Origin of the sequence: Aeromicrobium endophyticum (assembly GCF_003586285.1) — a bacterium.
GTDB lineage: Bacteria > Actinomycetota > Actinomycetes > Propionibacteriales > Nocardioidaceae > Aeromicrobium > Aeromicrobium endophyticum.
Map to the genome: position 1 here is coordinate 1,889,915 of NZ_QUBR01000001.1, position 22,882 is coordinate 1,912,796.

23 protein-coding genes are annotated in these 22,882 nt (G+C 72.1%); 15 read left to right on the forward strand and 8 right to left on the reverse strand.

Translation table 11 applies throughout. From position 1 onward, the window contains the following. Positions 1–118: 118 nt before the first annotated feature. Complete coding sequence (locus tag DX116_RS09395; protein WP_119703833.1) at positions 119–1,006, reverse strand: NUDIX hydrolase; 888 nt, start codon at positions 1,004–1,006, stop codon at positions 119–121. Positions 1,007–1,059: 53 nt separating this feature from the next. Here DX116_RS09395 and DX116_RS09400 point away from each other — a divergent pair, with 53 nt between their 5' ends. Then, complete coding sequence (locus tag DX116_RS09400) at positions 1,060–2,139, forward strand: hypothetical protein (RefSeq protein WP_119703834.1); 1,080 nt, start codon at positions 1,060–1,062, stop codon at positions 2,137–2,139. Positions 2,140–2,155: 16 nt separating this feature from the next. Here DX116_RS09400 and DX116_RS09405 read toward each other — a convergent pair whose 3' ends face one another. Continuing rightward, positions 2,156–4,282 carry an RNA degradosome polyphosphate kinase gene (locus tag DX116_RS09405; RefSeq protein WP_119703835.1) on the reverse strand — a complete coding sequence of 709 codons (2,127 nt, stop codon included), beginning with the start codon at positions 4,280–4,282 and terminating at the stop codon, positions 2,156–2,158. A gap of 91 nt (positions 4,283–4,373) precedes the next feature. Here DX116_RS09405 and DX116_RS09410 point away from each other — a divergent pair, with 91 nt between their 5' ends. Then, complete coding sequence (locus DX116_RS09410; RefSeq protein WP_119703836.1) at positions 4,374–5,417, forward strand: alpha/beta hydrolase; 1,044 nt, start codon at positions 4,374–4,376, stop codon at positions 5,415–5,417. A 62-nt stretch (positions 5,418–5,479) separates the two neighbouring features. Here the strand turns inward: DX116_RS09410 and mshD are convergent, their stop codons facing one another. The 3 genes from mshD to DX116_RS09425 are packed head-to-tail and all read right to left on the reverse strand — an operon-like array spanning position 5,480 to position 8,495. Then, a complete protein-coding gene (gene mshD, locus DX116_RS09415; protein WP_119703837.1) occupies positions 5,480–6,322 on the reverse strand; it encodes a mycothiol synthase in 843 nt (280 codons plus the stop codon). Beyond that, positions 6,319–7,743, reverse strand: a complete 1,425-nt coding sequence (locus DX116_RS09420; RefSeq protein WP_119703838.1) for a carboxyl transferase domain-containing protein — start codon at positions 7,741–7,743, stop codon at positions 6,319–6,321. Before DX116_RS09420 ends, mshD begins: the two co-directional genes overlap by 4 nt. Before the next feature lie 35 nt (positions 7,744–7,778). Beyond that, entirely contained in the window at positions 7,779–8,495 is a 717-nt protein-coding gene (locus DX116_RS09425) for a winged helix-turn-helix transcriptional regulator (RefSeq protein ID WP_119703839.1), read from the reverse strand. Positions 8,496–8,649: 154 nt separating this feature from the next. Here DX116_RS09425 and DX116_RS09430 point away from each other — a divergent pair, with 154 nt between their 5' ends. From DX116_RS09430 to DX116_RS09465, 8 genes are all read left to right on the forward strand, one after another. Continuing rightward, on the forward strand, positions 8,650–8,895 hold the full coding sequence (locus tag DX116_RS09430; RefSeq protein WP_233556621.1) for a MoaD/ThiS family protein: 246 nt from the start codon (positions 8,650–8,652) through the stop codon (positions 8,893–8,895). A gap of 25 nt (positions 8,896–8,920) precedes the next feature. Then, a complete protein-coding gene (locus tag DX116_RS09435; RefSeq protein ID WP_119703841.1) occupies positions 8,921–9,730 on the forward strand; it encodes a hypothetical protein in 810 nt (269 codons plus the stop codon). Between the two features lie 13 nt (positions 9,731–9,743). After that, the gene (locus tag DX116_RS09440) at positions 9,744–10,181 is read left to right on the forward strand and encodes a TlpA family protein disulfide reductase (RefSeq protein WP_119703842.1); all 438 of its coding nucleotides are present in this window, start codon (positions 9,744–9,746) and stop codon (positions 10,179–10,181) included. 258 nt (positions 10,182–10,439) lie between these two features. Next, positions 10,440–10,880 (forward strand): DUF4395 domain-containing protein, encoded by a 441-nt coding sequence (locus DX116_RS09445; RefSeq protein ID WP_119703843.1) that lies wholly within the window; start codon positions 10,440–10,442, stop codon positions 10,878–10,880. Positions 10,881–10,956: 76 nt separating this feature from the next. Next, complete coding sequence (locus DX116_RS09450) at positions 10,957–11,805, forward strand: sulfurtransferase (protein WP_119703844.1); 849 nt, start codon at positions 10,957–10,959, stop codon at positions 11,803–11,805. After that, positions 11,805–12,101, forward strand: coding sequence for a DUF1416 domain-containing protein (locus DX116_RS09455; protein ID WP_119703845.1), 297 nt, complete (start codon positions 11,805–11,807; stop codon positions 12,099–12,101). Before DX116_RS09450 ends, DX116_RS09455 begins: the two co-directional genes overlap by 1 nt. Before the next feature lie 156 nt (positions 12,102–12,257). Further along, positions 12,258–12,584: an LPXTG cell wall anchor domain-containing protein gene (locus DX116_RS09460; RefSeq protein ID WP_119703846.1), complete on the forward strand. Its 327-nt coding sequence runs from the start codon at positions 12,258–12,260 to the stop codon at positions 12,582–12,584. Between the two features lie 29 nt (positions 12,585–12,613). Beyond that, positions 12,614–14,422 carry a DUF4012 domain-containing protein gene (locus DX116_RS09465; RefSeq protein WP_147393639.1) on the forward strand — a complete coding sequence of 603 codons (1,809 nt, stop codon included), beginning with the start codon at positions 12,614–12,616 and terminating at the stop codon, positions 14,420–14,422. 3 nt (positions 14,423–14,425) lie between these two features. On the opposite strand, the gene dtd is transcribed toward DX116_RS09465, so the two are convergent. After that, complete coding sequence (dtd, locus tag DX116_RS09470; protein ID WP_119703848.1) at positions 14,426–14,848, reverse strand: D-aminoacyl-tRNA deacylase; 423 nt, start codon at positions 14,846–14,848, stop codon at positions 14,426–14,428. 53 nt (positions 14,849–14,901) lie between these two features. Here dtd and DX116_RS09475 point away from each other — a divergent pair, with 53 nt between their 5' ends. From DX116_RS09475 to manA, 5 genes are all read left to right on the forward strand, one after another. After that, positions 14,902–15,396, forward strand: a complete 495-nt coding sequence (locus tag DX116_RS09475; protein ID WP_119703849.1) for an FABP family protein — start codon at positions 14,902–14,904, stop codon at positions 15,394–15,396. Beyond that, complete coding sequence (gene ygfZ, locus DX116_RS09480) at positions 15,389–16,336, forward strand: CAF17-like 4Fe-4S cluster assembly/insertion protein YgfZ (RefSeq protein WP_119703850.1); 948 nt, start codon at positions 15,389–15,391, stop codon at positions 16,334–16,336. The genes DX116_RS09475 and ygfZ overlap by 8 nt, the downstream gene beginning before the upstream one ends. Next, positions 16,333–16,878 (forward strand): arsenate reductase/protein-tyrosine-phosphatase family protein, encoded by a 546-nt coding sequence (locus tag DX116_RS09485; protein ID WP_199715977.1) that lies wholly within the window; start codon positions 16,333–16,335, stop codon positions 16,876–16,878. The genes ygfZ and DX116_RS09485 overlap by 4 nt, the downstream gene beginning before the upstream one ends. A 170-nt stretch (positions 16,879–17,048) precedes the next feature. Beyond that, positions 17,049–18,896 (forward strand): DEAD/DEAH box helicase, encoded by a 1,848-nt coding sequence (locus tag DX116_RS09490; RefSeq protein WP_119703851.1) that lies wholly within the window; start codon positions 17,049–17,051, stop codon positions 18,894–18,896. A 63-nt stretch (positions 18,897–18,959) separates the two neighbouring features. Beyond that, positions 18,960–20,165, forward strand: coding sequence for a mannose-6-phosphate isomerase, class I (gene manA, locus DX116_RS09495; RefSeq protein ID WP_119703852.1), 1,206 nt, complete (start codon positions 18,960–18,962; stop codon positions 20,163–20,165). Position 20,166: 1 nt separating this feature from the next. On the opposite strand, the gene DX116_RS09500 is transcribed toward manA, so the two are convergent. Beyond that, positions 20,167–21,243, reverse strand: coding sequence for a mannose-1-phosphate guanylyltransferase (locus DX116_RS09500; protein ID WP_119703853.1), 1,077 nt, complete (start codon positions 21,241–21,243; stop codon positions 20,167–20,169). 4 nt (positions 21,244–21,247) lie between these two features. Beyond that, positions 21,248–22,717, reverse strand: a complete 1,470-nt coding sequence (locus tag DX116_RS09505; RefSeq protein ID WP_119703854.1) for an endonuclease/exonuclease/phosphatase family protein — start codon at positions 22,715–22,717, stop codon at positions 21,248–21,250. Positions 22,718–22,882 lie beyond the last annotated feature (165 nt).

The following is a 22,882-nucleotide window of genomic DNA, read 5'->3' on the forward strand; positions in this document are numbered from 1 at the left end:
GATCAGATGATGCGTACTCCGTGAACGTATGGAGCGCAGGTGTATCGATCGGCGCGCCCGAGTGAACACAAGGTGAACGGTGCCGTAACGCTGGGGCGCGTGCCGCGGTTCCTGCCTGTCAGGCCAGGCGTTCTGTGGCCTCGATCACGCCGCCGCGGTGGTGCACGACGACGCCGTCGCCGGGCGCGAGGTCGGCCACCGCCAGGCCGATGGCGTCGAAGATCGACGGCAGGGTCGGTCGGTGGGAGCACAGGGCGACGGGTTTCTTGCGATCCATCAAGGTGTCGACCGACCGCCGCACCTGGCTCGCGCGCGTCTGCTCGGAGAGGCGGTCGTCGATCTCGAGGAACGTGCTGACCGACTGCGCGTACGGCTCGACGGTCTGGGTGCAGCGCGTGGCGGGGCTGCTGACGACCCGCTGCACGCCATAGGCCTCGAGCACCGGCACCAGCGCGTCGGCGCGCTTGCGTCCGGTGGGCGTCAGCGGACGAGCGAGGTCGTCGACGTCGGACGACCGGGGCTGGGCCTTGCCGTGCCGCAGCACGACCAGCGTGCGGGTGCGGTGCGCCTGGCGGGCGTGCAGCTCGCGGAACTCCTCGAGCAGGCCGAGGTCGTGGTGGTACGTCAGCAGTGCGGCCGCCTCGTCGAGGCCGACCCAACGGATCTCGTCGACCTCCTTGTTGGGCCGGAAGGGCGTGTCGTCGTCCGGCCCCGTGACGCGCGCGCACCAGTAGGCGACGACCTTGGTGCCGCCGCTGATCGGATAGCTGACCTGACGCAGCGGGTGGCCCAGGCGCACGCGCACCCCGGCCTCCTCGCCGATCTCGCGCACCGCGGTCTGCTGCAGGGTCTCGCCGGGGTCGGTCTTGCCCTTCGGGAACGTCCAGTCGTCGTAGGACGGCCGGTGGACCACCAGCACCTCGACCCGGGGCTCGGGCCGGCGAGGACCGGGTCGCTTGCGCCACACGACTCCACCCGCAGCCGTCGTCGTCCGTTCACTTGCCATGGTGCGTATTGTCCCCTGGGAAGGTGAACGGACGATGTCGAGGGAGGTACGACGTGCGTCGTCGGTTCGTCGGCCTCGTCCTGGCCCCGCTCGTGGTCGTCGCCCTCGCGCTGGGCGTCGCCTCGTTGGCCTCCGGCCGCGCCGCCGACACCCGCTCGCCGCTCACGCAGGCGCTCGACGTCATGCCGGACGCCACGCTCGACGCCGGCTTCACCGACTGGCGCTCCGTCCGCGCGCGGCTCGGGGTCGGCCGGGCCGGCACCACCGCCGCGCGGGCGACGCTCGCTGACGAGGGGTCGCTGCGCGACCTCACGACCCGCTCCGTCCTCGGCGGCCTGGTCGAGGAGATGCACGACAAGCTCGGGTGGTCGGCCGCCGACGTCGACTGGGAGGCGTACAGCCGGTCCGGTTCTGGCTCGGCGATGGCCGCCCGGCTGTCGGACGACGTCTCGCTCGACGAGGTCGAGGACCGGCTCGACCGCCTCGGCTACACCCGCCGCGACGGCCTGTGGATGCTGGCTCCCGACGACGCTGCGGTGCTGAGCCCTCAGGCGGCCGACACCCTGGCGGTCGTCTCGGTCGTCCGAGACCGGCGGCTCGTCGTCGCCGCCGATCGTCCCGCGCCGGTGCGCGACGTGCTGGCGACCGTGCGGGGCGACGCGCCCTCGGCGCTCACCAACCGTCCGCTGGCCGACGTCGCGCGGGCCCTCGCCGGCTCCGACACCGCGGTGCTGCAGGGGAGGGCCTTCGGCTGCCGGGCGACGGCGGTCGACGGCTCCGACCCGACGCTCCGCGCGCAGGCCACCGCGGCCGTCGCCCGGGCCGGCACCCTGACGTCGCCGACGTACACCGGACGCGGCCTGGTCGACGGCCGACGCGACCAGACCATCCGCTTCGCCGCTGCCTTCGCCTCGCCGGCCGAGGCCGTCGACCAGCTGCGGGTGCGCTCGGCGCTCACGACCGGCCCCTTCATCGGTCGCACCGGACGCGTCGAGGACACCCTCGACCTGACGGGCGCCTCGGTCGACGGCACCGTCGCGACGCTGCGCTTCGCCGTCGACCCGGAGCGGGCCGCCTACATGAGCGGCGAGGGGCCTCTGCTGTTCGCCGGCTGCCCCGTGGGCCGGGGCTGAGACCGGGCGGACGCCGTCAGGGCTGGCGGGACCGCCGCGACCGAGCACGATCGATCAGCACCGACTGCAGGTTGGAGCTGCCGACGTGGCGGGTCCAGCTGCCGTCGCCGCCCAGGTGCCACGACGTGGTCTCCGGATCGGCCGACCGCGCGAGCAGGTCGCCGAGTGCCTGCGTGTGCTCGGGGCTCGGCACCCGCACCAGCACCTCGACGCGGCGGTCGAGGTTGCGGTGCATCAGGTCGGCCGAGCCGATCCACGCCTCCGGGTCGCCCCCGCCGGCGAACCAGTACACGCGGCTGTGCTCGAGGAACCGGCCGAGGATGCTGCGCACGCGGATGTTCTCGCTGAGCCCCTCGACCCCGGGCCGCAGCGTGCAGATGCCGCGGATGACGAGGTCGACCTCGACGCCCGCGCGGGACGCCTCGTAGAGCTTGTCGATGACGGCCTCGTCGACCAGCGAGTTGACCTTGATGCGGATGCTGGCGGCCCGTCCGGCGCGGTGGTGCGCGATCTCGGCGTCGATGCGCTCGACGATGCCGTCGCGCAGCCCGGCCGGAGCCACCAGCAGCTGCTGGTACGAGAAGTCCTGCGCGAAGCCCGACAGGTTGTTGAACAGATCGGTCAGGTCGTGGGTGATCGCGGGGTCGGACGTCAGCAGGCCGAAGTCCTCGTACAGCCGGGCGGTCTTGGGGTTGTAGTTGCCGGTGCCGATGTGGGCGTAGCGGCGCAGGCCGTCGGCCTCGTCGCGCACCACCAGGGCGAGCTTGCAGTGCGTCTTGAGGCCGACGAGGCCGTAGACGACGTGGCAGCCGGCGCGCTCGAGCTTGCGCGCCCAGCGGATGTTGGCCTGCTCGTCGAACCGGGCCTTGATCTCGACCAGCACCAGCACCTGCTTGCCGGCGCGTGCCGCGTCGACCAGCGAGTCGATGATCGGCGAGTCGCCCGACGTGCGGTACAGCGTCTGCTTGATGGCCAGCACGTGCGGATCGGCCGCGGCCTGCTCGATGAAGCGCTGGACGCTCGTCGCGAACGAGTCGTACGGGTGGTGCACCAGCACGTCGCGCTTGCGCAGGGCGCTGAACAGGTCGGCCGGCTTGGCGGTCTCGACCTCGGCGAGATGCTGGTGCGTGCCCGGGACGAACGGGTCGTAGCGCAGCTCGGGACGGTCGAGGTCGGCGATCTCGTTGAGGCTGCGCAGGTCGAGGGGACCCTTGAGCCGGATGACCTCGTCGGCGCGCACGCCGAGCTCGGAGACCAGCAGGTCGAGCACGTCCTCGTCGATCGAGGCCTCGACCTCGAGCCGCACGGGCGGGCCGAACTTGCGTCGCAGCAGCTCCTTCTCGAGCGCCTTCAGCAGGTTCTCGGCATCGTCCTCCTCGACCTCGAGGTCCTCGTTGCGGGTGACGCGGAACGCGTGGTGGGCGATGACCTCCATCCCCGGGAACAGCAGGTCGAGGTGGGCCGCGATGACCTCCTCGAGCGGCACGAAGCGACCCGGGTCGGCCTCCATCCAGCGGTTGATGATCGGGGGCACCTTGACGCGCGCGAAGTGGTCCTTGCCGGTCGCCGGGTTGCGCATCACGAGCGCCAGGTTGAGCGAGAGCCCCGAGATGTACGGGAACGGGTGGGCGGGGTCGACAGCCAGCGGGGTCAGCACCGGGAAGACGCGGTCGCGGTAGAGGGCGCTGATCTGCTCCTGCTCCGACGGGCGCAGCGCGTCCCAGTGCAGCAGCTCGATGCCCTCGGCGGCCAGGGCCGGGACGAGGTGGTCGTGGTACGTCTCGGCGTGTCGCACCATGAGGTCCTGGGTGGCCTCGAGGCTGCGCGTCAGCACGTTGCGGGGGTTGAGCCCGCTCGCCGACGGCACCGCGACGCCGGCGGCGATGCGGCGCTTGAGGCCGGCGACGCGCACCATGAAGAACTCGTCGAGGTTGCTGGCGAAGATGGCCAGGAAGCGCACTCGCTCGAGCAGCGGCAGGCTCTCGTCCTGGGCCAGCTCGAGCACGCGGGAGTTGAACGCGATCCACGACAGCTCGCGGTCGAGGAAGCGGTCGGCGGGCAGGGCGCTCTGCGCCGGGTCGAACGGTGGGTCGACGTCGAACTCGTCGGGGGAGGCCGGGTCCTCGAGCGCGGCGACCGCCATGTCGTGTGTGTCCACATGTCCACAGTGGCAGATCAAGGTGAACACCGTCTGAACGAGCGTCCTGGACCGCGCAGGCCGATAGCGTGTCCGCATGGCTCTCGTACCCGCCGCGATCGGTGCCGTGCGCGGCGCCGCGGCCCGCTCCCTCATGCAGCTCCCGCGCCCGGTGCTGTCCCGGCTGGCCGGCGCCCCCGTCACGATCGACGGGCGCACGCTCCACCCCGAGATGCAGCTGATGCTCAAGCTGCAGCGCCTCGAGGGACCGGCCGCCGAGTCGGTGTCGATCAGCCGCGGTCGCAGGATCATCGTGTCGTCGTCACGGCTTGCCGGGGGCAACCAGTCGATCGGCGCGGTGACCGACCGGACGATCGACGGCCCGGGCGGACCGCTGCGGCTGAGGTTCTACACGCCCCGAGGTCTGTCGGGAAGGTCGCCGGCGCTGGTGTTCTTCCATGGCGGCGGATGGATCTACGGCGGACTCGAGAGCCACGACGCGACGTGCCGCTTCCTCGCCGAGGAGGCGCAGGTGCGGGTCGTGGCCGTCGACTACCGGCTCGCCCCCGAGGCGCCCTACCCGGCGGCGGTCGACGACGCCCTGGCGGCGTGGGGCTGGATCGCCGAGCACGCGCAGGGCCTCGCCATCGATCCGGCCCGCATCGCGGTGGGCGGCGACAGCGCGGGCGGCAACCTGGCGGCCGTGGTCGCGCAGCAGACCGTCGCGACGGGTGGTCCGTCGCCGGCCTTCCAGCTGCTGATCTACCCGGCGACCGACTTCGCCGAGAAGGCGCCCAGCCGCGCGAGGTACGCCGAGGGCTTCTTCCTGACGCAGGCGTTCATGGACCTGGCCGAGGAGAACTACCTGGTCGGTGGCGAGGACCGCACCGATCCGCGCCTGTCCCCGTTGCACGGAGACGTGGAGGGGGTGGCGCCGGCGTACGTCGTCACGGCCGGCTTCGACCCGTTGCTCGACGAGGGCGATGCCTACGCCGCCAAGCTGCGCGCCGCCGGCGTCCGGGTCGAGCACGTCCGCGAGGACGGGCTGATCCACGGCTTCATCAACATGGTGGGGTTGGGCAGCGTCGCCCCCAAGGCGTCCCGTCGTGCTGCCGCCGCACTCCAGCGAGGACTCTCCTAGCCCCCGCTGACGAGAGACTCGCGCAGCGCCGTCGAGATGGTCCCGGCGCCCGGAGCCTCTCGTCAGGGGTGCGTATGTCTCTCGTCAGCGGTCGGGGGCAGGACGTAGAGGGTGTCGCGGGCGTGGTCGACGAAGCCGAGCTTGCGGTAGACCGCGAGCGCGGGGTCGTTGTCGCCCTCGACGTAGAGGTCGACGACGGGCAGCCCGCGCTCGAACAGGTGCCGGAGCCCGCGCGCGGTCAGCGCCGTGCCCAGGCCGCCGCCCTGGGCGTCGGGGTCGATGCCGACGACGTAGACCTCGCCGACCGAGTCCTCGACCTTGGTCCAGTGGAAGCCGATCACGCGCCCGTCCCGCTCGGCGACGAAGAAGCCGTCGGCGTCGAACCAGTCGGACGCCATGCGGCGCTCCATGTCGGCCCGGTCCATCGCGCCCTGCTCGGGGTGGTGGGCGAAGGCCCGTGCGTTGACGGCCACGACCTGGTCGACGTCGTCCGGCGTGAACGTGCGCAGCGTGACGCCCTCGGACACGCGTTCGGACGCCGGGGGACCGTCGAACGTCAGGCGCAGCGCCAGCAGCGTGCGCCCCGCGACGAGCCCGGCGGACGCTGCGAGCGCCTGCGCCGCCGGCAGGTCGCCGTGCGCCCAGAAGTCGTGCTCGCCGTCGGCCAGCAGCTCGTCGAGGATGCGGCGGCCGATGCCCTCGCGTCGTCGGTCGGGATCGACGACGATCTCGACGGGCGCGTCACCGGCGGCGTAGGCGGCGGCGATCACGCGACCGTCGGGGTCGGACTGGTGCACGAGCACCCGCGCCCGGACGCGGTCGCGCAGCGCGAAGAGCGTGGCCTCGTTGAAGGGTGCCACGCCGTCGACGGCGGCGGCGCGGTCGGCGAGCTTGACGAGGCTCATCGCGCGACCAGCGCCTCGAGCTGCGCGCCGATCTCGGCGGCGACGGCCGTGGCCAGGCCCTCGACGGTGTCGCCGGCCGGCTCGGGGACGATGTGGTGCACCGTGCCCGCGGCGTGCAGGTCGTGTGCGGTGACGTGTTGGTCGTGTGCCATCTGCTCAGCATGGTCGAGGTCGCCGTGGACGATGGCACTGGCCCCTTCGGGCGGCAGCGGCGAGAGCCACGCGTTCTCGGTGGCGATGACGACGTCGGCCGGCAGGAGGGCCAGGGCGCCGCCGCCGCAGCCCTGCCCCAGCAGGACCGAGACGGTCGGCACCCTCATGGTCGACATCGAGCTGACGCAGCGGGCGATCTCGCCGGCGATCGCGCCCTCCTCGGCCTTGGGCGAGAGCTCGGCACCGGGGGTGTCGATGAGCGACACGAGCGGCAGCCGCAGCTCGTTGGCCAGCCGCATGCCGCGCCGGGCCTCGCGCAGCGCCGCCGGACCCATCGGGGTGAGCCGGGTCTGGGTGGTGCGGTCCTGCCCGATGACGACGCACGGCTGGCCGTCGATGCGGGCCAGCGCCACGATCATGGCGGAGTCGCGCTCGCCCCTCTCGGTGCCCTGCAGGCGCACGGTGGCGTCGGAGCCGTAGCGCAGCACCTCGCGGACGCCGGCACGACGGGGCCCGCGGGTGATCTGGATCGACTGCCACGCCGTCCGCTCGCGCCGCACCTCGGACGTGCGCCGGGTGCGCGTGCGAGCCGACGGCGGGTCGACGAGCAGACCCAGGGCCCGGTCGACCATGAGCGGCAGCTCGTCGGGCAGGACGACGGCGTCGATGATGCCGCGGTCGGCGAGGTTCTCGGCGGTCTGGACGCCGGGCGGGAACGGCCTGCCCTCGAGCAGCTCGTAGACCTTGGGGCCGAGGAAGCCGATCAGGGCGCCGGGCTCGGCGATCGTGATGTGCGCGAGGGAGCCCCACGAGGCGAAGACGCCGCCGGTGGTGGGGTGCCGCAGGTAGATCAGGTATGGCAGGCCTGCGGCGCGGTGGTCCATGATCGCCCGCGTGATGTCGACCATCCGCACGAACGCCGGGGTGCCCTCCTGCATCCGGGTGCCGCCCGATGCTGTGGTGGCGAGCACCGGAAGGCCTTCGGCGGTGGCTCGGCGCACGGCGGCCACGATGCGTGCGGCGGCGGCCTGCCCGATCGACCCGGCGAGGAAGCGGAACTCGTTGACGACGACGGCCACGGGACGGCCGTGCATCAGCCCGCGGCCGGTCAGCACGGACTCGTCGGTGCCGGCCCGCTTCGCGGCTGCCGCGAGCTCCTGCCGGTAGCCGGCGTCGAGCCTCGAGTGGTCGATCGGCTCGTCCCACGACTCGAACGACCCCTCGTCGAGCACCAGCGCCAGCAGGTCGTGCGCCGTCAGGTGCGCCACGGACCCGCCCCGCGCGTGAGGGTCACGAGGGTGTCTCAGACCTCGGCGTCGGCCGTCTGGCGCGCGGGCTCGGACGTGGTCGCCACGAAGCGGTAGCCCACGTTGCGCACCGTGCCGATGAGCGTCTCGTTGTCGGTGCCGAGCTTGGCGCGGAGGCGCCGCACGTGGACGTCGACCGTGCGGGTGCCGCCGAAGTAGTCGTAGCCCCACACCTCCTGCAGCAGCTGCTGGCGGGTGAACACGCGACCCGGGTGCTGAGCGAGGAACTTGAGGAGCTCGAACTCCTTGAACGTCAGGTCGAGCGTGCGGTTCTCGAGCTTGGCGGTGTAGGTGGCGTCGTCGACGACCAGTCCGCTGGACGAGATGACGTGGCTCTCGGGGTCGCCGCCGTCGAGCGCGGCCGCGACCCGGCCGATGCCGAGGCGCAGGCGGGCTTCGAGCTCGGCGGGGCCAGCCGTGGTGAGGATGACGTCGTCCATGCCCCAGTCGGACGCCGCGACGGCCAGGCCGCCCTCGGTGAGGATCAGGATGAGGGCGCACTCGATGCCCGTCGTGCGGATGACACGGGTGAGGCTGCGCACCTGGGCGAGGTCGTGGCGCCCGTCGACCAGCACGGCGTCGCACGGGGGAGCGTCGAGCAGGGCGCTGGCCTCGGCCGGGAGGATCTTGACGTGATGAGGGAGCAGCGCGAGCGCGGGCAGCACCTCGACCGAGGACTGGGTGCTCTTGGTGAGCAGGAGCAGATGGGACATCGTCGCTACCTCCGGTGCTGCGATTCGTGCGGGGCACAGTGTGCAGTTATGCGTCGAGGCCATGGTGAGTCACCGTGGCCTCGTCGCATGGTCGAGAATACGACATGTGACGGATCAATTGCCACGAGGTGACGAGAATGAGAACGACGTCACAGTGCACTACTGGGCCGCCGCGAAGGCCGCCGCGGGGCTCGCGGAGGAGCACGTCGACGCCTCCACGCTGGCCGAGCTGCTGGCCGAGATCCACCGTCGTCACGGCCATCGCGACCGCTTCGACGACGTGATCGACTTCTGCTCGATCCTGGTCGGCGAGGTGCCGGTGGGCGCCAAGGAGCCCGCGGACGTCCGGCTGCCGGCGGGGGTCAACGTCGAGTTCCTCCCACCGTTCGCGGGCGGCTGAGCCGGCGACTGGCATCATGCGTGGGGTGTCACGACTCGGATCCACGCTGCTCGCCCTTGCTCTGGCGGGCGTCATCACGCTCGCGGCCCACGCCGACGAGCTGATGGTCGCGGCGGTCGTCGTGCTCGTGCAGCTGTTGGTCGCGGCCTCACCGCCGCTGACGTCGGCCACCGGCGACGTCATCGGGTCCCCGCGCTTCGCCGCTGCCGCGGTCGCGGGCGTCGTCGCCACGGTGCTGACCTACCAGCCCGATCTGCTGCAGGGGGCCGGGGGCAACTCGGCCGACGTCGTCGGGGCGACCGACACCGGGATGTTCGCCGGGGTGCTGCCGGCGGTCATGGCAGCCGTGTTCGTCGCCCTGGTGGCGCAGATGCTGCGCAAGGACGGTCGTGGCCAGCTGGTGTCGTCGGTCGGGTACGCCGTGACCCTCGCGGTCGTGGCGGCCTTCGCGGCCGGCTGGCTCGGGGCGGTTCAGTCGTTGGGCGACGCCGACGTCGTCGCCGTCGGCGCCGCGGGTCTCGGCGCGGGGCTGCTCGTTTGGCTGCTGCCGGTCGACCGGTGGATCTGCCTCAGCCTGTCGACGCTCGCGGGCGCGGCCGGCGGTGCCGCGGTCGCCGCCGTCGTCGACGCGGCCATGACGGTGTTCTTCGGCGTGCTGGTCGGCGCCGGCGCTGCCGTGCTCGCCGTGCTGGGCCAGCTGGTCGGACGCATCATGGTCGGCCCGACCGCCCACCCGGCCGTCGCGTGGGGCTTCCCGGGGGCGATGGCGGTGGCGTTCGTCGCCCCGATCGTCTACCTCGGCGGTCAGCTCATCACGGTACCCATGCTGCGCTAGCTAGGCTTAATGCGTGACCGGTCCCGTGCTGCTCGGCGTCGCCCTCGTGGCGACGGTCGCCGTCGCGCTTCTCATGCGCTGGAAGAACGGCCGGTTCTCCGCCGCGGTGGCGGACGAGGACGACGACACGGTCGAGCGGCTCACGGCCGAGCAGATCGGCGCGCCACTCGGTGAGCGGGCCACCTTGGTGCAGTTCTCCAGCGCCTTCTGCAGCCCGTGCCGCGCGACCCGCGTCGTGCTGGCCGACGTGGCGGCGTCGGCACCGGGCGTCGTGACGGTCGACATCGACGCCGAGTCGCACCTGCAGCTGGTGCGCGACCTGTCGGTGATGCGCACGCCGACCGTGCTGGTGCTCGACGCCGAGGGCGCCGTGACGACCCGCGCCTCGGGTCTGCCCCGTCGCGAGCAGGTGCTGGCGGCCCTCGACCGGGCCACCGCCGAGCGTCAATAACTGCTGCCACCGTTGACAGCGCGCCACATGGTGAGACCGGTATCCACATCGTGAGACTCGCGGGTGTCCGGCGAGCACGGTGTCCCTAGTCTGGTGCCATGTTCCGGACGACACACCTGACGCGCCGACGTGCAGTGGACAACTGCCGCACGCGCTCGTCGCTGTGTCGCACGCGCTGACCGAACGTCCGTCAGTGCCGCACGCCCCCGCCCGCCCGGGCGGGCCCGTCGTGCCGTCCGTCCCAGTGCAGGAGCATCCATGTCCCAGCCCACCCAGGTCGACCCACGCGGTCTCCGGGTCGTCGCCGGCCTGACCGCGACGGTCCTGGCGCTGGTGCTGGCGATCCCGTCCGAGCCGGTGCGCATCGTGCTGCTGGGCGTGCAGGTGGCCGTGTTCGCGATCGCCGCGTTCGTCAGCCTCGGCGCGTCGCCCTGGGCCCTGGTGTTCGCGAAGCTGGTGCGCCCGCGCATCGGCCCGCCGTCCGAGCTCGAGGACGCCCGTCCTCCGCGGTTCGCGCAGCTGGTCGGCCTCGTGTTCACGAGCGTCGCGCTGGTCTCGCTGCTGGCGGGGGCGACCACGGTGGCCCTCGTCGCCACGGCGTTCGCGCTCGTGGCGGCCCTGCTCAACGCCGTCGTGGGCCTGTGCCTGGGCTGCGAGATGTACCTGGCCCTGCGCCGGCTCACGCCGGCCGGCCCCTGACCGCACGATCCATCCCCAAGACCGATCCGACCAACCAGACACAACCAACGCCCATCGGGCACAACGGAGGTAACTCATGAGCCGCGAATCCGCGCTCGTCACTGCAGACTGGGTCGAGGCCAACCTCGACGACCCCAAGGTCGTGCTCGTCGAGGTCGACGAGGACGCCAGCGCATACGACACCGGCCACATCCCCGGTGCCATCAAGATCGACTGGAAGAAGGACCTCCAGGACGGTGTGCGCCACGACTTCGTGAGCAAGGAGAAGCTCGAGGCGCTCCTGTCGTCCAAGGGCATCGCCAACGACGACACCCTCGTGTTCTACGGCGGCAACAACAACTGGTTCGCCGCGTACGCCTACTGGTACCTGGCCTACTACGGCCACGAGAACCTGCGCCTGCTCGACGGCGGCCGCAAGAAGTGGGAGCTCGACGCCCGCGAGCTGAGCAAGGACGTCCCCGAGCGTCCGGCCACGACCTACACGGCCAAGGACGCCGACACCTCGATCCGTGCCTACCGCGACGAGGTCATCGACGCGATCGGCACCAAGAACCTGATCGACGTCCGCAGCCCCGACGAGTTCGCCGGCCGCCTGCTGGCCCCCGCGCACCTGCCGCAGGAGGCCGCGCAGATCGGCGGTCACATCCCCACGGCCGGCAACGTCCCGTGGAGCAAGGCCGCGAACGACGACGGCACGTTCAAGAGCGATGACGAGCTCAAGGCGCTGTACGCCGACGCCGGCCTCGACGAGGGCAAGGACACCATCGCGTACTGCCGCATCGGCGAGCGCAGCTCGCACACGTGGTTCGTGCTGAAGGAGATCCTGGGCTACGACAACGTCAAGAACTACGACGGATCGTGGAGCGAATACGGCTCGCTGCGCGGCGTGCCGGTCGCCCTCGGCGACGAGCCGGGTGCTGCCTGATGTGCGGCGCGGTCAAGGGCGGCCCCTCGCTCGAGGGCGTCGACGTCGAGAACCAGGCGGTCATCCAGGGCATCGTCACGCGTGACGGCCAGCCCGTCGGCAACGCGTACGTGCGCCTGCTCGACCGCACGGGCGAGTTCACGGCCGAGGTCCCGACCTCGGCCACCGGCCAGTTCCGCTTCTTCGCCGGTCCCGGCGAGTGGACGCTGCGCACGCTGGCGCCCAAAGCGGTGTCGGTCGACAACGCCGTGACGGCTGCCAAGGGCGTCGTCGCCGAGGTCGCGGTCGCCGTCTGACGGTTCGCCCATGCTCCGAAGGTCCGTCCGGCACGCCCGGGCGGACCTTCGGTCGTCTCGGGCACGGACGAAGGCATAACCACCGTCATCGCAGGTCGTTGTAGGGATTGGTGTCGTGCGTCCGCGCGGCAGCGTGACCCGAGCCCGGAGTGCCGCATGACCCACGTTCGCCTCGCCGTGACCGCCCTGCTCGTCGGCGTGATGCTGGCCGCCACGACCTCCGCCGCCCGGGCGGCCGATCCGTACCCGGTCGCCACCCCGACGCCCACGCCGTCCGCGGCTCCGCGTGACGACATCGCGCCCGACGACGGTGCCGCTCCGGACGATCGCGGCAGCCGGCCCGACGACGCCGAGCGGGCCGACGACAACGGCATCCTGCCCGGCACGGGCGGCGTCAGCGTCTACGTGCTGCTGGCCGCCGGCGTGCTGCTGGTCGTCGGCGGCTCGATCGTCCACTCGTCACGTCGCCGCACGGCGTCCTGAGGCGCATCCGGACGCCCGGGAGGTGGACGGTGGCACCCACGCCCGACCGCGTGCGCCGGTGGGCGCGGCGACGCCGTCGCCGGATGGCGAGGTGGCGCCGGCGCCAAGGCACGCCTCGACTGGTCGGCATCGGCGTGGCCGTCGTCGTGACCCTGGGTCTCGTGGTCTTCACCTACCAGGCGGTGGGGGCCGCGTCCGACCTCCGTCAGGCGGCGCGGCAGGCGGCCCAGCTGCGTGAGCAGGTCGTCGTCGGCGGCGACGGGGCGAAGGAGACCCTGCGGGGGCTGCGCGTGTCGACGTCGTCGGCCGAGTCGCGCACCGACGGCCTGCTGTGGTCGCTCGGCTCGCACCTGCCCGTGCTGGGCGAGAACGTCAGGGCGGTCCGCACGACGGCGCGTGCGCTCGACCTGGTCGCCCGCGAGGCGCTGCCGCCGGTGGTCGACGTGTCGACGAAGGTCGATCTCGACGTGTTCAGCCCCCGCGACGGCACGATCGACCTCGCGGACGTCGCCGCCGTCGCCCCCGCCGTCGCGAGGGCCGACACCGCCCTGACCGAGGCCCGCGACGCGCTGGCCGACGTCGACCCCCAGAGCCTGCTCGCTCCTCTGCGCCGACCGGTGGGCATCATCAAGCAGCAGGTCGCGGGGGCCCAGTCGGCGGCGGCGGCGGGCCACGTCGCAGCCCGGCTGATGCCCACGATGCTGGGCGGCGAGGGCACGAGACGCTACCTGCTGCTCATCCAGAACAACGCCGAGGTGCGGGCCAGCGGAGGCATCGCCGGCTCGTACGCGATCGTCACCGCCAAGAACGGGCGCCTGTCGATGGGCGAGCAGGGCTCCAACCTCGACCTGGAGCCGTTCGACCGCGGCGTGCTCCCGATGCGGCCGGACGAGAAGACGGTCTTCACCGACCAGCTGGTCAAGGACCTGCGCGACGTCAACGTGACCCCCGACTTCCCGCGGTCGGGTGAGATCGCCCGGGCGATGGCCCGCCAGGGGCTCGGCGTCGACGTCGACGGGGTGCTCTCGGTCGATCCCGTCGCGATGAGCCACGTGCTGGCCGGCACCGGTCCGGTCACGCTCGACGGCAACGTGACCCTCGACCAGGACACCGCGGTCGACCTGCTGCTCAACCGCGTCTACCTCGCCGTGGCCGATCCCGTCGCGCAGGACGACTTCTACGCCAGCGCAGCACGCCGTGTGTTCGACGCCGTCACGCAGGGCTCGGCGTCGTCGCGGCCGGTCGTCGCCGGCCTCGTGCGTGCGGCCGAGGAGAACCGTCTGATGCTCTGGTCGCGGCACCCGGCCGAGCAGGCCGCGATCGCGCCGACCGGCATCTCCGGGGCGTTCCCGGGCGATGCCGGCCCGACGCCGCACGTCGGCGTCTACTTCGGCGACACCACCGCGAGCAAGATGGAGTACTACCTCGACGTCACGGTGCGGGCGACGTCGCGACGGTGCCTCGACGGCGGGCGGCAGCTGCTGACGGTGTCGGCCGACGTCGCCTCGGACGCCCCGAGACGACTGCCTCGCGGCGTCTCGAGCACCGACGCCCGCGTCCCGCTCAGCCAGATGAGGCTGCTGACGTGGCTCTACGCGCCGCACGGCGGCCGGTTCACCGACATCCGCCTCGACGGCGAGCCGCAGACGATCACCACGGCGGCACTGGGCGGCCGGGCCGAGACCTCGGTCCCGCTCACGCTCGACCCGGGCGAGCGGCGACGCCTCACCGCGACGATGATCACCGGTCCGGGCCAGGTCGACGACCCCGTCCTGACGACGACCCCTGGCGTGCGGACGATCCGCAACGACGTCGCGGTTCCGTCGGCGTGCCGCTGACGGCTACAGGTCGAGCAGCAGGGTCGTGGGGCCGTCGTTGGTCAGGCTGACGGCCATGTCAGCGCCGAACACGCCGCGCTGCACCGCGACCCCGAGGGTCTGCAGGTGGGCGCAGAACGCCTCGTAGAGCGGTTCGGCGACGGGCCCGGGCGCGGCGGCGGTCCACGTGGGCCGGCGGCCCTTGCGGGTGTCCCCGTAGAGCGTGAACTGGCTGATCACGAGCACGCCGGCACCCGTGTCGGCCACCGACGTCTCGTCGCGCAGGATCCGCAGGCCGTGGATCTTGGCGGCGAGGCGCTCGGCGGTGGCGGTCGTGTCGTCGTGCGTCACGCCCAGCAGCACCACCAGGCCGGTGCCGATCTTGCCGACCGTCCGTCCCTCGACCACGACCCGCGCCTCCGTCACCCGCTGCACGACTGCTCTCATGCCTCGAGGCTAGTGGCGACCGGCAGGCTGGTCCCGATAGGTAGAATCGAGTCATGCCGTTCGAGATCCCCTCCGACCTCCACCCCGACCTGATGCCGGTCGTGTGGCTGCTCGGCACCTGGCACGGCAACGGGCAGGGCGACTACCCGTCCATCGAGCCGTTCTCGTACGAGCAGGACGTCGTCTTCGCCCACGACACCCGGCCGTTCCTGCACTACTTCAGCCGCACCTGGATCACCGACGAGGCCGGCGAGCGGGTGCGCCCCGGCGCCCTCGAGACCGGCTTCCTGCGTCCGGCGGGCGACCAGCAGCTCGAGCTCGTCCTCGCGCACCCCACCGGCTACGCCGAGGTCTGGTACGGCGAGGTCGACGGCCCGCGGGTCACGCTGGCGACCGATCTCGTGGCGCGCACGTCGACGGCCAAGGAGTACACGGCCGGCCAACGCATGTACGGCCTGGTCGAGGGAGACCTGATGTACGCCCACGACATGGCCGCCGAGGGCCACGAGATGCAGTCGCACCTCTGGGGACGGCTCAAGCGTGTCTGAGGATCGTCGTCCCAGCCCGCTGCTGGGCCTGCCCGGCGCGGTGCCGGGCGACGCTCCTGACGGCGACGTGGCCGCCCACTACGGTTCCATCTCTGCCGAGCAGCGCCGGCTCGTCGGGGGCGGCACGTTCGTCGACCTGTCGCACCGCGACGTGGTGACGATCAGTGGCCCCGACCGGCTCACCTGGCTGAACTCGCTCACCACCCAGCTGCTCGAGGGCCTGGCCCCCGGGGTGCCCACCGAGGTGCTGCTGCTGTCGCCTCAGGGCCGCATCGAGCACGGCTTCTCCGGGGTCGACGACGGCGAGACGTTCTGGGCGCACACCGAGCAGGGCGCCGGCGCCCCCCTCGTGACGTTCCTCGAGCGCATGAAGTTCTTCATGCAGGTCACGGTCACCGACGTGAGCGAGACGTTCGCGGTCGTGGGGCTGCCGGGCCTGACCCACGACATCCGGCCCCGCGCGTCGCTGCTCGACCTGCCCGCCGAGCTCGGCGACCCGGTCGGGCTGTGGGCCTGGGAGGCCCTGCGCATCGAGGCCGGGCGGGTGCGGGTCGGCATCGACACCGACGACCGCACGATCCCCAACGAGGCGGGTCTGCTGGGCGTCGCGGTGCACCTCGACAAGGGCTGCTACCGGGGCCAGGAGACGGTGGCGCGCGTGCACACGCTCGGCCGCCCGCCCCGCCGGCTGGTCATGCTGCACCTCGACGGATCGGTCGACCACCTGCCGCCGCACGGTGCCGAGGTCGTCCTCGACGGCAAGGTCGTCGGCTTCGTCGGCTCGGGCGCCCGCCACCACGAGCTCGGCCCGATCGCCCTGGCCATGGTCAAGCGCAACGTGCCGGTCGACGCCACGCTGCTGGCCGACGGGGTCGCCGCGGCCCAGCAGGTCCTCGTCGATCCCGAGGCAGGACTGCACGTCCGCCCGGTCCTGTCGTGACGGGCGGCCGACGCTTCGCGGTGCTCGCCGTCTGCACGGCCAACATCTGCCGGTCGCCCGTCATGGAGATCCTGCTGCGCGAGCGCCTCGACCGACAGCGGTTCGAGGTCGCGAGCGCCGGTGTCCGCGGCTGGGACCGCCAGCCGATGGATCCCATGGCCGCTGCGGAGCTGCTGAGGCTCGGCCACGGGTCCGACACGTTCCGCTCCCACCCGATCGACTCCTACCTCGTCGACTCGGCCGACCTGATCCTCACCGCCACGCGTGAGCACCGGTCCGACGTGCTGGAGACCAACCCCCGGGCGCTGCGCCGCACCTTCACGCTGCTCGAGTTCGCGGCGCTGTCGGGGCTGGTCGAGGCGGGCGACCCCCAGTCGCTCGTGTCGCGGGCGGCCCAGCGGCGCAGCCTGGCACCGGCCGACGTCGACGTGAGCGATCCCTACCGCCGCGGCCCCGACGTCCACCGGGCGACGGCCGACCAGATCGACGCGGCGGTCGCGACCGTCGCGCAGCGCCTGAACGCCCTGGTACCCGCCTCGTAGGCCCGGTGTGCCGGCCCAGCACGCGGCGGTGAGGCGCGAAGCACGTCGCGCGGGTTTCTCCGATCGTGGTCGGGACCGATACCGTTGTCCCTGCGCGTGTACTGCCTGTCGACTGTGAGGTTGCACCGGTCCCGGCCGATCCGGTCCGCGTCATCCCCATAGGAGCACCCATGACCACTGAAGCACCGTCCTCCGAGACGCAGCCCGACTCGACCCCGACCTTCGCCGACCTCGGCCTCGTCGACGTCCTCGTCGACCGCCTCTCGACTCTCGGCTACGAGACCCCGACGCCGATTCAGGCGCGCGCCATCCCGACCCTGCTCGAGGGCAAGGACGTCGTCGGGCTCGCCCAGACCGGCACCGGCAAGACCGCGGCCTTCGCACTGCCGATCCTTCAGAAGATCGACCCGAGGAACAGCAAGACCCAGGCCATCGTGCTGGCGCCCACGCGCGAGCTCGCGCTGCAGGTCTGCGAGGCCATCACGGCCTACGCCACCGGCATCCCCGGCATCCGGGTGCTGCCCGTCTACGGCGGCCAGGGCTACGGCTTCCAGCTGCAGGGACTGCAGCGCGGCGCGCACATCGTCGTGGGTACCCCCGGCCGCGTCATCGACCACCTCGAGCGCGGCAGCCTCGACCTGACGGCGCTCGAGTTCCTCGTGCTCGACGAGGCCGACGAGATGCTCAACATGGGCTTCGCCGAGGACGTCGAGCGCATCCTGGCCGACACCCCCGAGTACAAGCAGGTCGCCCTCTTCTCGGCCACGATGCCCAAGATGATCCGCAGCCTGGCCAAGAAGTACCTGCACGACCCCGTCGACATCGCGACGCCCAAGGCCACGACGTCGACCGCGACCGTCCGCCAGCGCTGGATCCAGGTCTCGCACCACCACAAGGTCGACGCCCTCACCCGTCTGCTCGAGGTCGAGACCGGCGACGGCATGATCGTGTTCGTCCGCACGAAGTCGGCCACCGAGGAGCTCGCCGACAAGCTGCGCACCCGTGGCTACACCGCGGCGGCGCTCAACGGCGACCTCGTGCAGGCCCAGCGCGAGCGCACCGTCTCGCAGCTCAAGAGCGGCCAGATCGACATCATCGTCGCGACCGACGTCGCAGCGCGCGGTCTTGACGTCGAGCGCATCACGCACGTCGTCAACTACGACATCCCGCACGACACCGAGGCCTACGTGCACCGCATCGGCCGCACGGGCCGCGCCGGCCGCACCGGCGAGGCGATCCTGTTCGTCACGCCGCGCGAACGTCGCATGCTGTCGGCGATCGAGAAGGTCTCGGGACGTCCCGTCGAGGAGATGTCGGTGCCGTCGGCCGAAGAGGTCAACGAGCGTCGGGCCGGCCGGTTCGCCCAGGCCATCACGTCGAGCATGGGCTCGCCGACGTTCCACGCCTTCCGCGCCCTGGTCGAGGAGTACGCCAGCGAGAACGAGGTCTCCATGACCGACGTCGCCGCGGCGCTGGCCGTCATGAGCCAGACCGACAAGGAGTTCTTCCTGCGGCCCGATCCGCCGAAGGCCGCGCCGCGCGAACGTCCGGCTCGCGCCGAGGGTCCCGATGGACGCAAGCCCGCGGGCTTCGGCCGCAGCGACCGCCTGCCGGCCGAGGGCGCCGCGGTCTATCGGGTCGCGGTGGGCAAGCGGCACAAGGTCGGCCCGTCGGCGATCGTCGGCGCGCTCGCCAACGAGGGCAGCCTCAAGCGCTCCGACTTCGGCAAGATCACGATCGGCCAGGACCACACCCTGGTCGAGCTGCCCGCCGACCTGCCCGACGCCGTGTTCGAGGCCCTGGCGAACACTCGCATCTCGGGCAAGCTGATCGACCTCCAGCGCGACTCGGGGCCGCCGATCCGCCGCACCCGCGAGGACCGCAAGCCCTACAAGAAGAGTCACGAGAACCGGCCCTTCCCGTCGAAGTCGTCGAGTCCGTCGAAGTCGTCGGGTCCGTCGAAGTCGTCGGGCCGGGGCGCATCCGACCGTCCGGAGCGCAAGCCCCGTCACAAGTAGCCACGCACGGGGCCGTGCGTGCCTAGACTCATCTCGTCCACGACGTCGAACCAGAGGTGAGTGATGTTCCGGCTCGACAACGCGTCCCGTGCGTACGAGTGGGGCTCGGCGTCCGACATCCCCCGGTTCCTCGGCCGGCGGCCCGACGGCGGACGGCTGGCCGAGCTGTGGATGGGCACGCACCCGCTGGGCCAGTCGACGGTCCTCGTCGACGATGACGAGCCCGTCCGGCTGTCAGAGGTGTCCGGCGACCTGCCGTTCATGCTGAAGATCCTCGCGGCCGATCGTCCGCTGTCGCTGCAGGTGCACCCCAACCTCGCGATGGCCCGGGCCGGCTTCGCCGCCGAGGAGGCGGCAGGGGTGCCCCTCGACGCGCCGAGCCGCACCTACAAGGACCCCTCCCACAAGCCGGAGATGGCCTACGCCCTCACGACCTTCGACACCTTGGTGGGCTTTCGGCCGACGGCCGAGATCCTGCGGGTGCTCCACGGCATCGACACCCCGCTGGCTCGCAGCCTGGCCGCCGAGCTGCACCGTGCTCCGGGCTTTCGCGGCATCGTCAGCCTCGTCGAGCGCCTGCTGACGACCGGCGTCGAGGACGGCGAGATCGCGGCCGTCGTCGAGGCGTGCCGAGAGCTCGCCGAGGCCGGGGTCGACGTCAAGCGCGCCTACGCCACGGCCGTCGAGATCGCCGAGTTCTACCCCGACGACATCGGGGTCGTCATCTCGCTGACGCTCAACCGCCTGACGCTGCAACCCGGGGAGGCGGCCTTCCTGGGAGCCGGCATCATCCACGCGCACCTCAGGGGCATGTGCCTCGAGATCATGGCGGCCTCCGACAACGTCCTGCGGGCCGGCCTCACGACCAAGCCCCTCGACCCGCAGGGGCTGGTGCAGTGCCTCGAGGAGGGCATGTCGCGCCTGGCCCGGGTCACTCCCGAGCCGTTCGGCCTGTCCACCGACGTGTTCCACGCCGATGTCGACGAGTTCGTCCTGGCGGTCAGCCAGTGCTCGCGCGCCGAGCCGCAGGGGACGTTGCTGCCGCCGGCGCCCCACCGCATCGTGCTGTGCACCGGGGGAGAGGTCGAGCTGGTCAACGCCGCCGACCAGCGCCTGAAGCTGGCCCGCGGTGACTCGGTCTACGCCGGCCCGGGCGACGGCGACCTGCGCGTGCTGGGCACCGGAGAGGTCGCCCAGGCCTACACGCCGGGCGCCGACCGGCCTGTCGGGCGGCTGGTCGACCTCGTGACGCCCTTCGCGGGTCGCTAGGTCAGAGCAGGTCGTCGCGGCCGCGACGGGCGAGCTCGGCGACGACGTCCTTGACCTGTTGGGCGCTGTCGCGGTCGACGACCAGCACGGCGTCGGACGTGCGCACGACGATGACGTCGTCGAGACCGACGACCGCGATCGCGGTGCCGTCCTCGCTCAGTGCGAGCCCGCTGCCGTCGACCCAGATCGTCTCGGGCGACGACACGGCGCCGATGTCGCCCAGCGCCGCGAAGTCACCGGCGTCGTCCCAGCGGAACTCGCCCGGCACGACCGCCATCCCGCCCTCGAGCGCGACGGGCTCGGCGATCGCGTGGTCGATCGCGATCGTGGTGAGGCTCGGCCAGGTGGCGTCCAGCACCGACTGGCGCTCGGGGGAGGGCCAGGCCGCGGCGATCGTCCCGAGCCCGGCGCGGAGACCGGGCTGCAGGCGACCGAGGTGGTTCAGCAGCACGTCGGTGCGGGTCACGAACATCCCGGCGTTCCAGCTGTGGGCTCCGCCCGACACGTACCGCGCCGCGGTGGCGGCATCGGGCTTCTCGACGAACGACCTGACGGCGCGGGCCGAGCCGGCGCCGTCGACGTCGAGCCGGTCACCCGACTCGATGTAGCCGAATCCGGTCGAGGGGCCGGTCGGGGTGATGCCGATCGTGGTCACGAGGCCGCTGCGTGCCACGGCGACCGCCTGGCCGATCGCCTCGGCGAACGACACCTGGTCGTCGATCACGTGGTCGGCGGCGAAGGAGCCGATGATGGCGCCGGGGTCGGTCGCGTCGATGACGGCGGCGGCCAGGCCGATCGCCGGCATCGAGTCGCGGGCGGAGGGCTCGACGAACAGGCTGCTCAGCTCGGGCAGCTGCTCGCGGATGGCATCGGCGTGACGCGCGCCCGTCACGACGTGGATGCGCTCGGCCGGGATCAGGTCGTTGAGCCGGTCGAAGGTCTGCTGGATCAGCGAGCGGCCCGAGCCGTCGAGGTCGAGCAGGAACTTGGGCCGCGCCGCTCTCGACAGGGGCCAGAGCCGGGTGCCGGACCCGCCGGCGGGGATGACGGCGTGGAACGACGCGAGAGGATCCGGCATCCGCTCATCCTAGGGGCGAGTCGTCCGCGCCGAGGGGAGTCGTAGGAGTGGCCGGCCCGATCGACTTCCGGGGGGCGTCGAGGGCCACGACGGCACTGACGGCGTTGTGGTCGGAGACGACGGGCTTGGCGTAGACCGAGCCGTTCATGCGCACCAGCTGCTTCCACGAGTCGACCTCGAACTCGGGCGTCACCCAGATGTGGTCGATGTGGGCCCCGGACGCCGGGACGGCGGTGCTGAAGGTGTGGCCGGTGTTCATCCGCGTGTTCTCGACGTTGTCGGTGAGCAGCTCGGAGTCGCCGAGGCCCTCGGCGCGCATCTTGTCGCCGGGCGCGTCCTGGTCGCGGTGGGTGCCGGAGTTGAAGTCGCCGGCGTAGACCATGGGCTTGTCGCTGACGTTGATGCCGCGCATGGTGCTGAGCATGCGGTCGGTCTCGCGGGCCCGGCGGGCGTTGGCAGCCTTGTCCTTGCCGTTGTCGAGGTGCACGTCGACGTAGTAGAAGATGCGCTTGGTGGCCTTGACCTTGAACCGCGCCCACGTCGTGTCGCGGCCGTCGCCGATGTCGAAGCTGCCGCCGCCCTGCTGCTCGAACAGCTCGGGACGGTAGAAGATGTAGCGGGCCTTGGCGCCGCCGCTCGCGCGCACGAAGCCCCGCGCACCGCCCGAGAAGATCGAGTTGGTGACCGCGCCGACGCGCACGCCCCCGGCCTCCTGCAGACCGAAGATGTCGACCTCGTTGGCGTTCAGGAAGTCGGCCATGATGCGGGCACGGCCCGCGTAGCCGTCGCACTTCTCCGAGCACACGTTCCAGGAGGCGATCTTGAACGAGGTGTCGCGGACCATGGTCCTGAACGCCACCGGGGCGGAGTACGCACCGACCTGTTCCCCGTTGACGGGACGCACCTTGAGCCAGTACTTGGTGTCGGGCTGCAGCCCCTTGCCCACGAACTGGCTGTCGACCGCGGTCGTCCGCACGGCACGGGCCTCCTGGGTGAAGCCTTCGTCGCGCGCGATCGCGACGTCGAACTGGCGCGCGTTGTCGACGTCGTCCCAGTCAGCCTTGACCCCACCGGCAGTGGTGGTGACGACGTCGAGCCCCGTGACCTCGCCGGGCGGCAGGGAGAAACGTCCGGTGCGCGACGAGCGGACCTCGCCCTCGCGGACGGCGTCGACGCGGTAGTAGCGATCGTTGCCGGGTCGAGAGGCGGTCAGGTCGTCGAGGGTCAGCTGGGTGCCCTTGGCCGGCACGGTGGTGCTGACGGCGGTGCGCAGCGCGCGGTCGTCGCCGACCTTGACGACGTACGAGTCGACGTCGCCCGCGCCGGCCCAGTCGAGCTGCACGCTGGTGGGCGACAGCGGCTTGGCCGAGACGGCGCGTGGGGCGTCGAGCGGGGCGGGGCCGTCGGGGGGCGCGGCGTAGGTGAGGGCGAGGCCACCGGCCAGGGCGGCGAGCAGGGCGATGCTGAGCGCCACGATCAGCAGACGCCGCCTGTCACGCCGTCTGCGCCGCCCGGCGATGCGCCGCGACCCGGTCGGTGGCGGGGGTGAGTCCGCTCGCCGGCGCGGTGGTGCGATCTTTCTTCGGGTGGCGACGGGAGTGCTCCAGGAACAGTCGGACAGGACGGGGAAATTCTACGG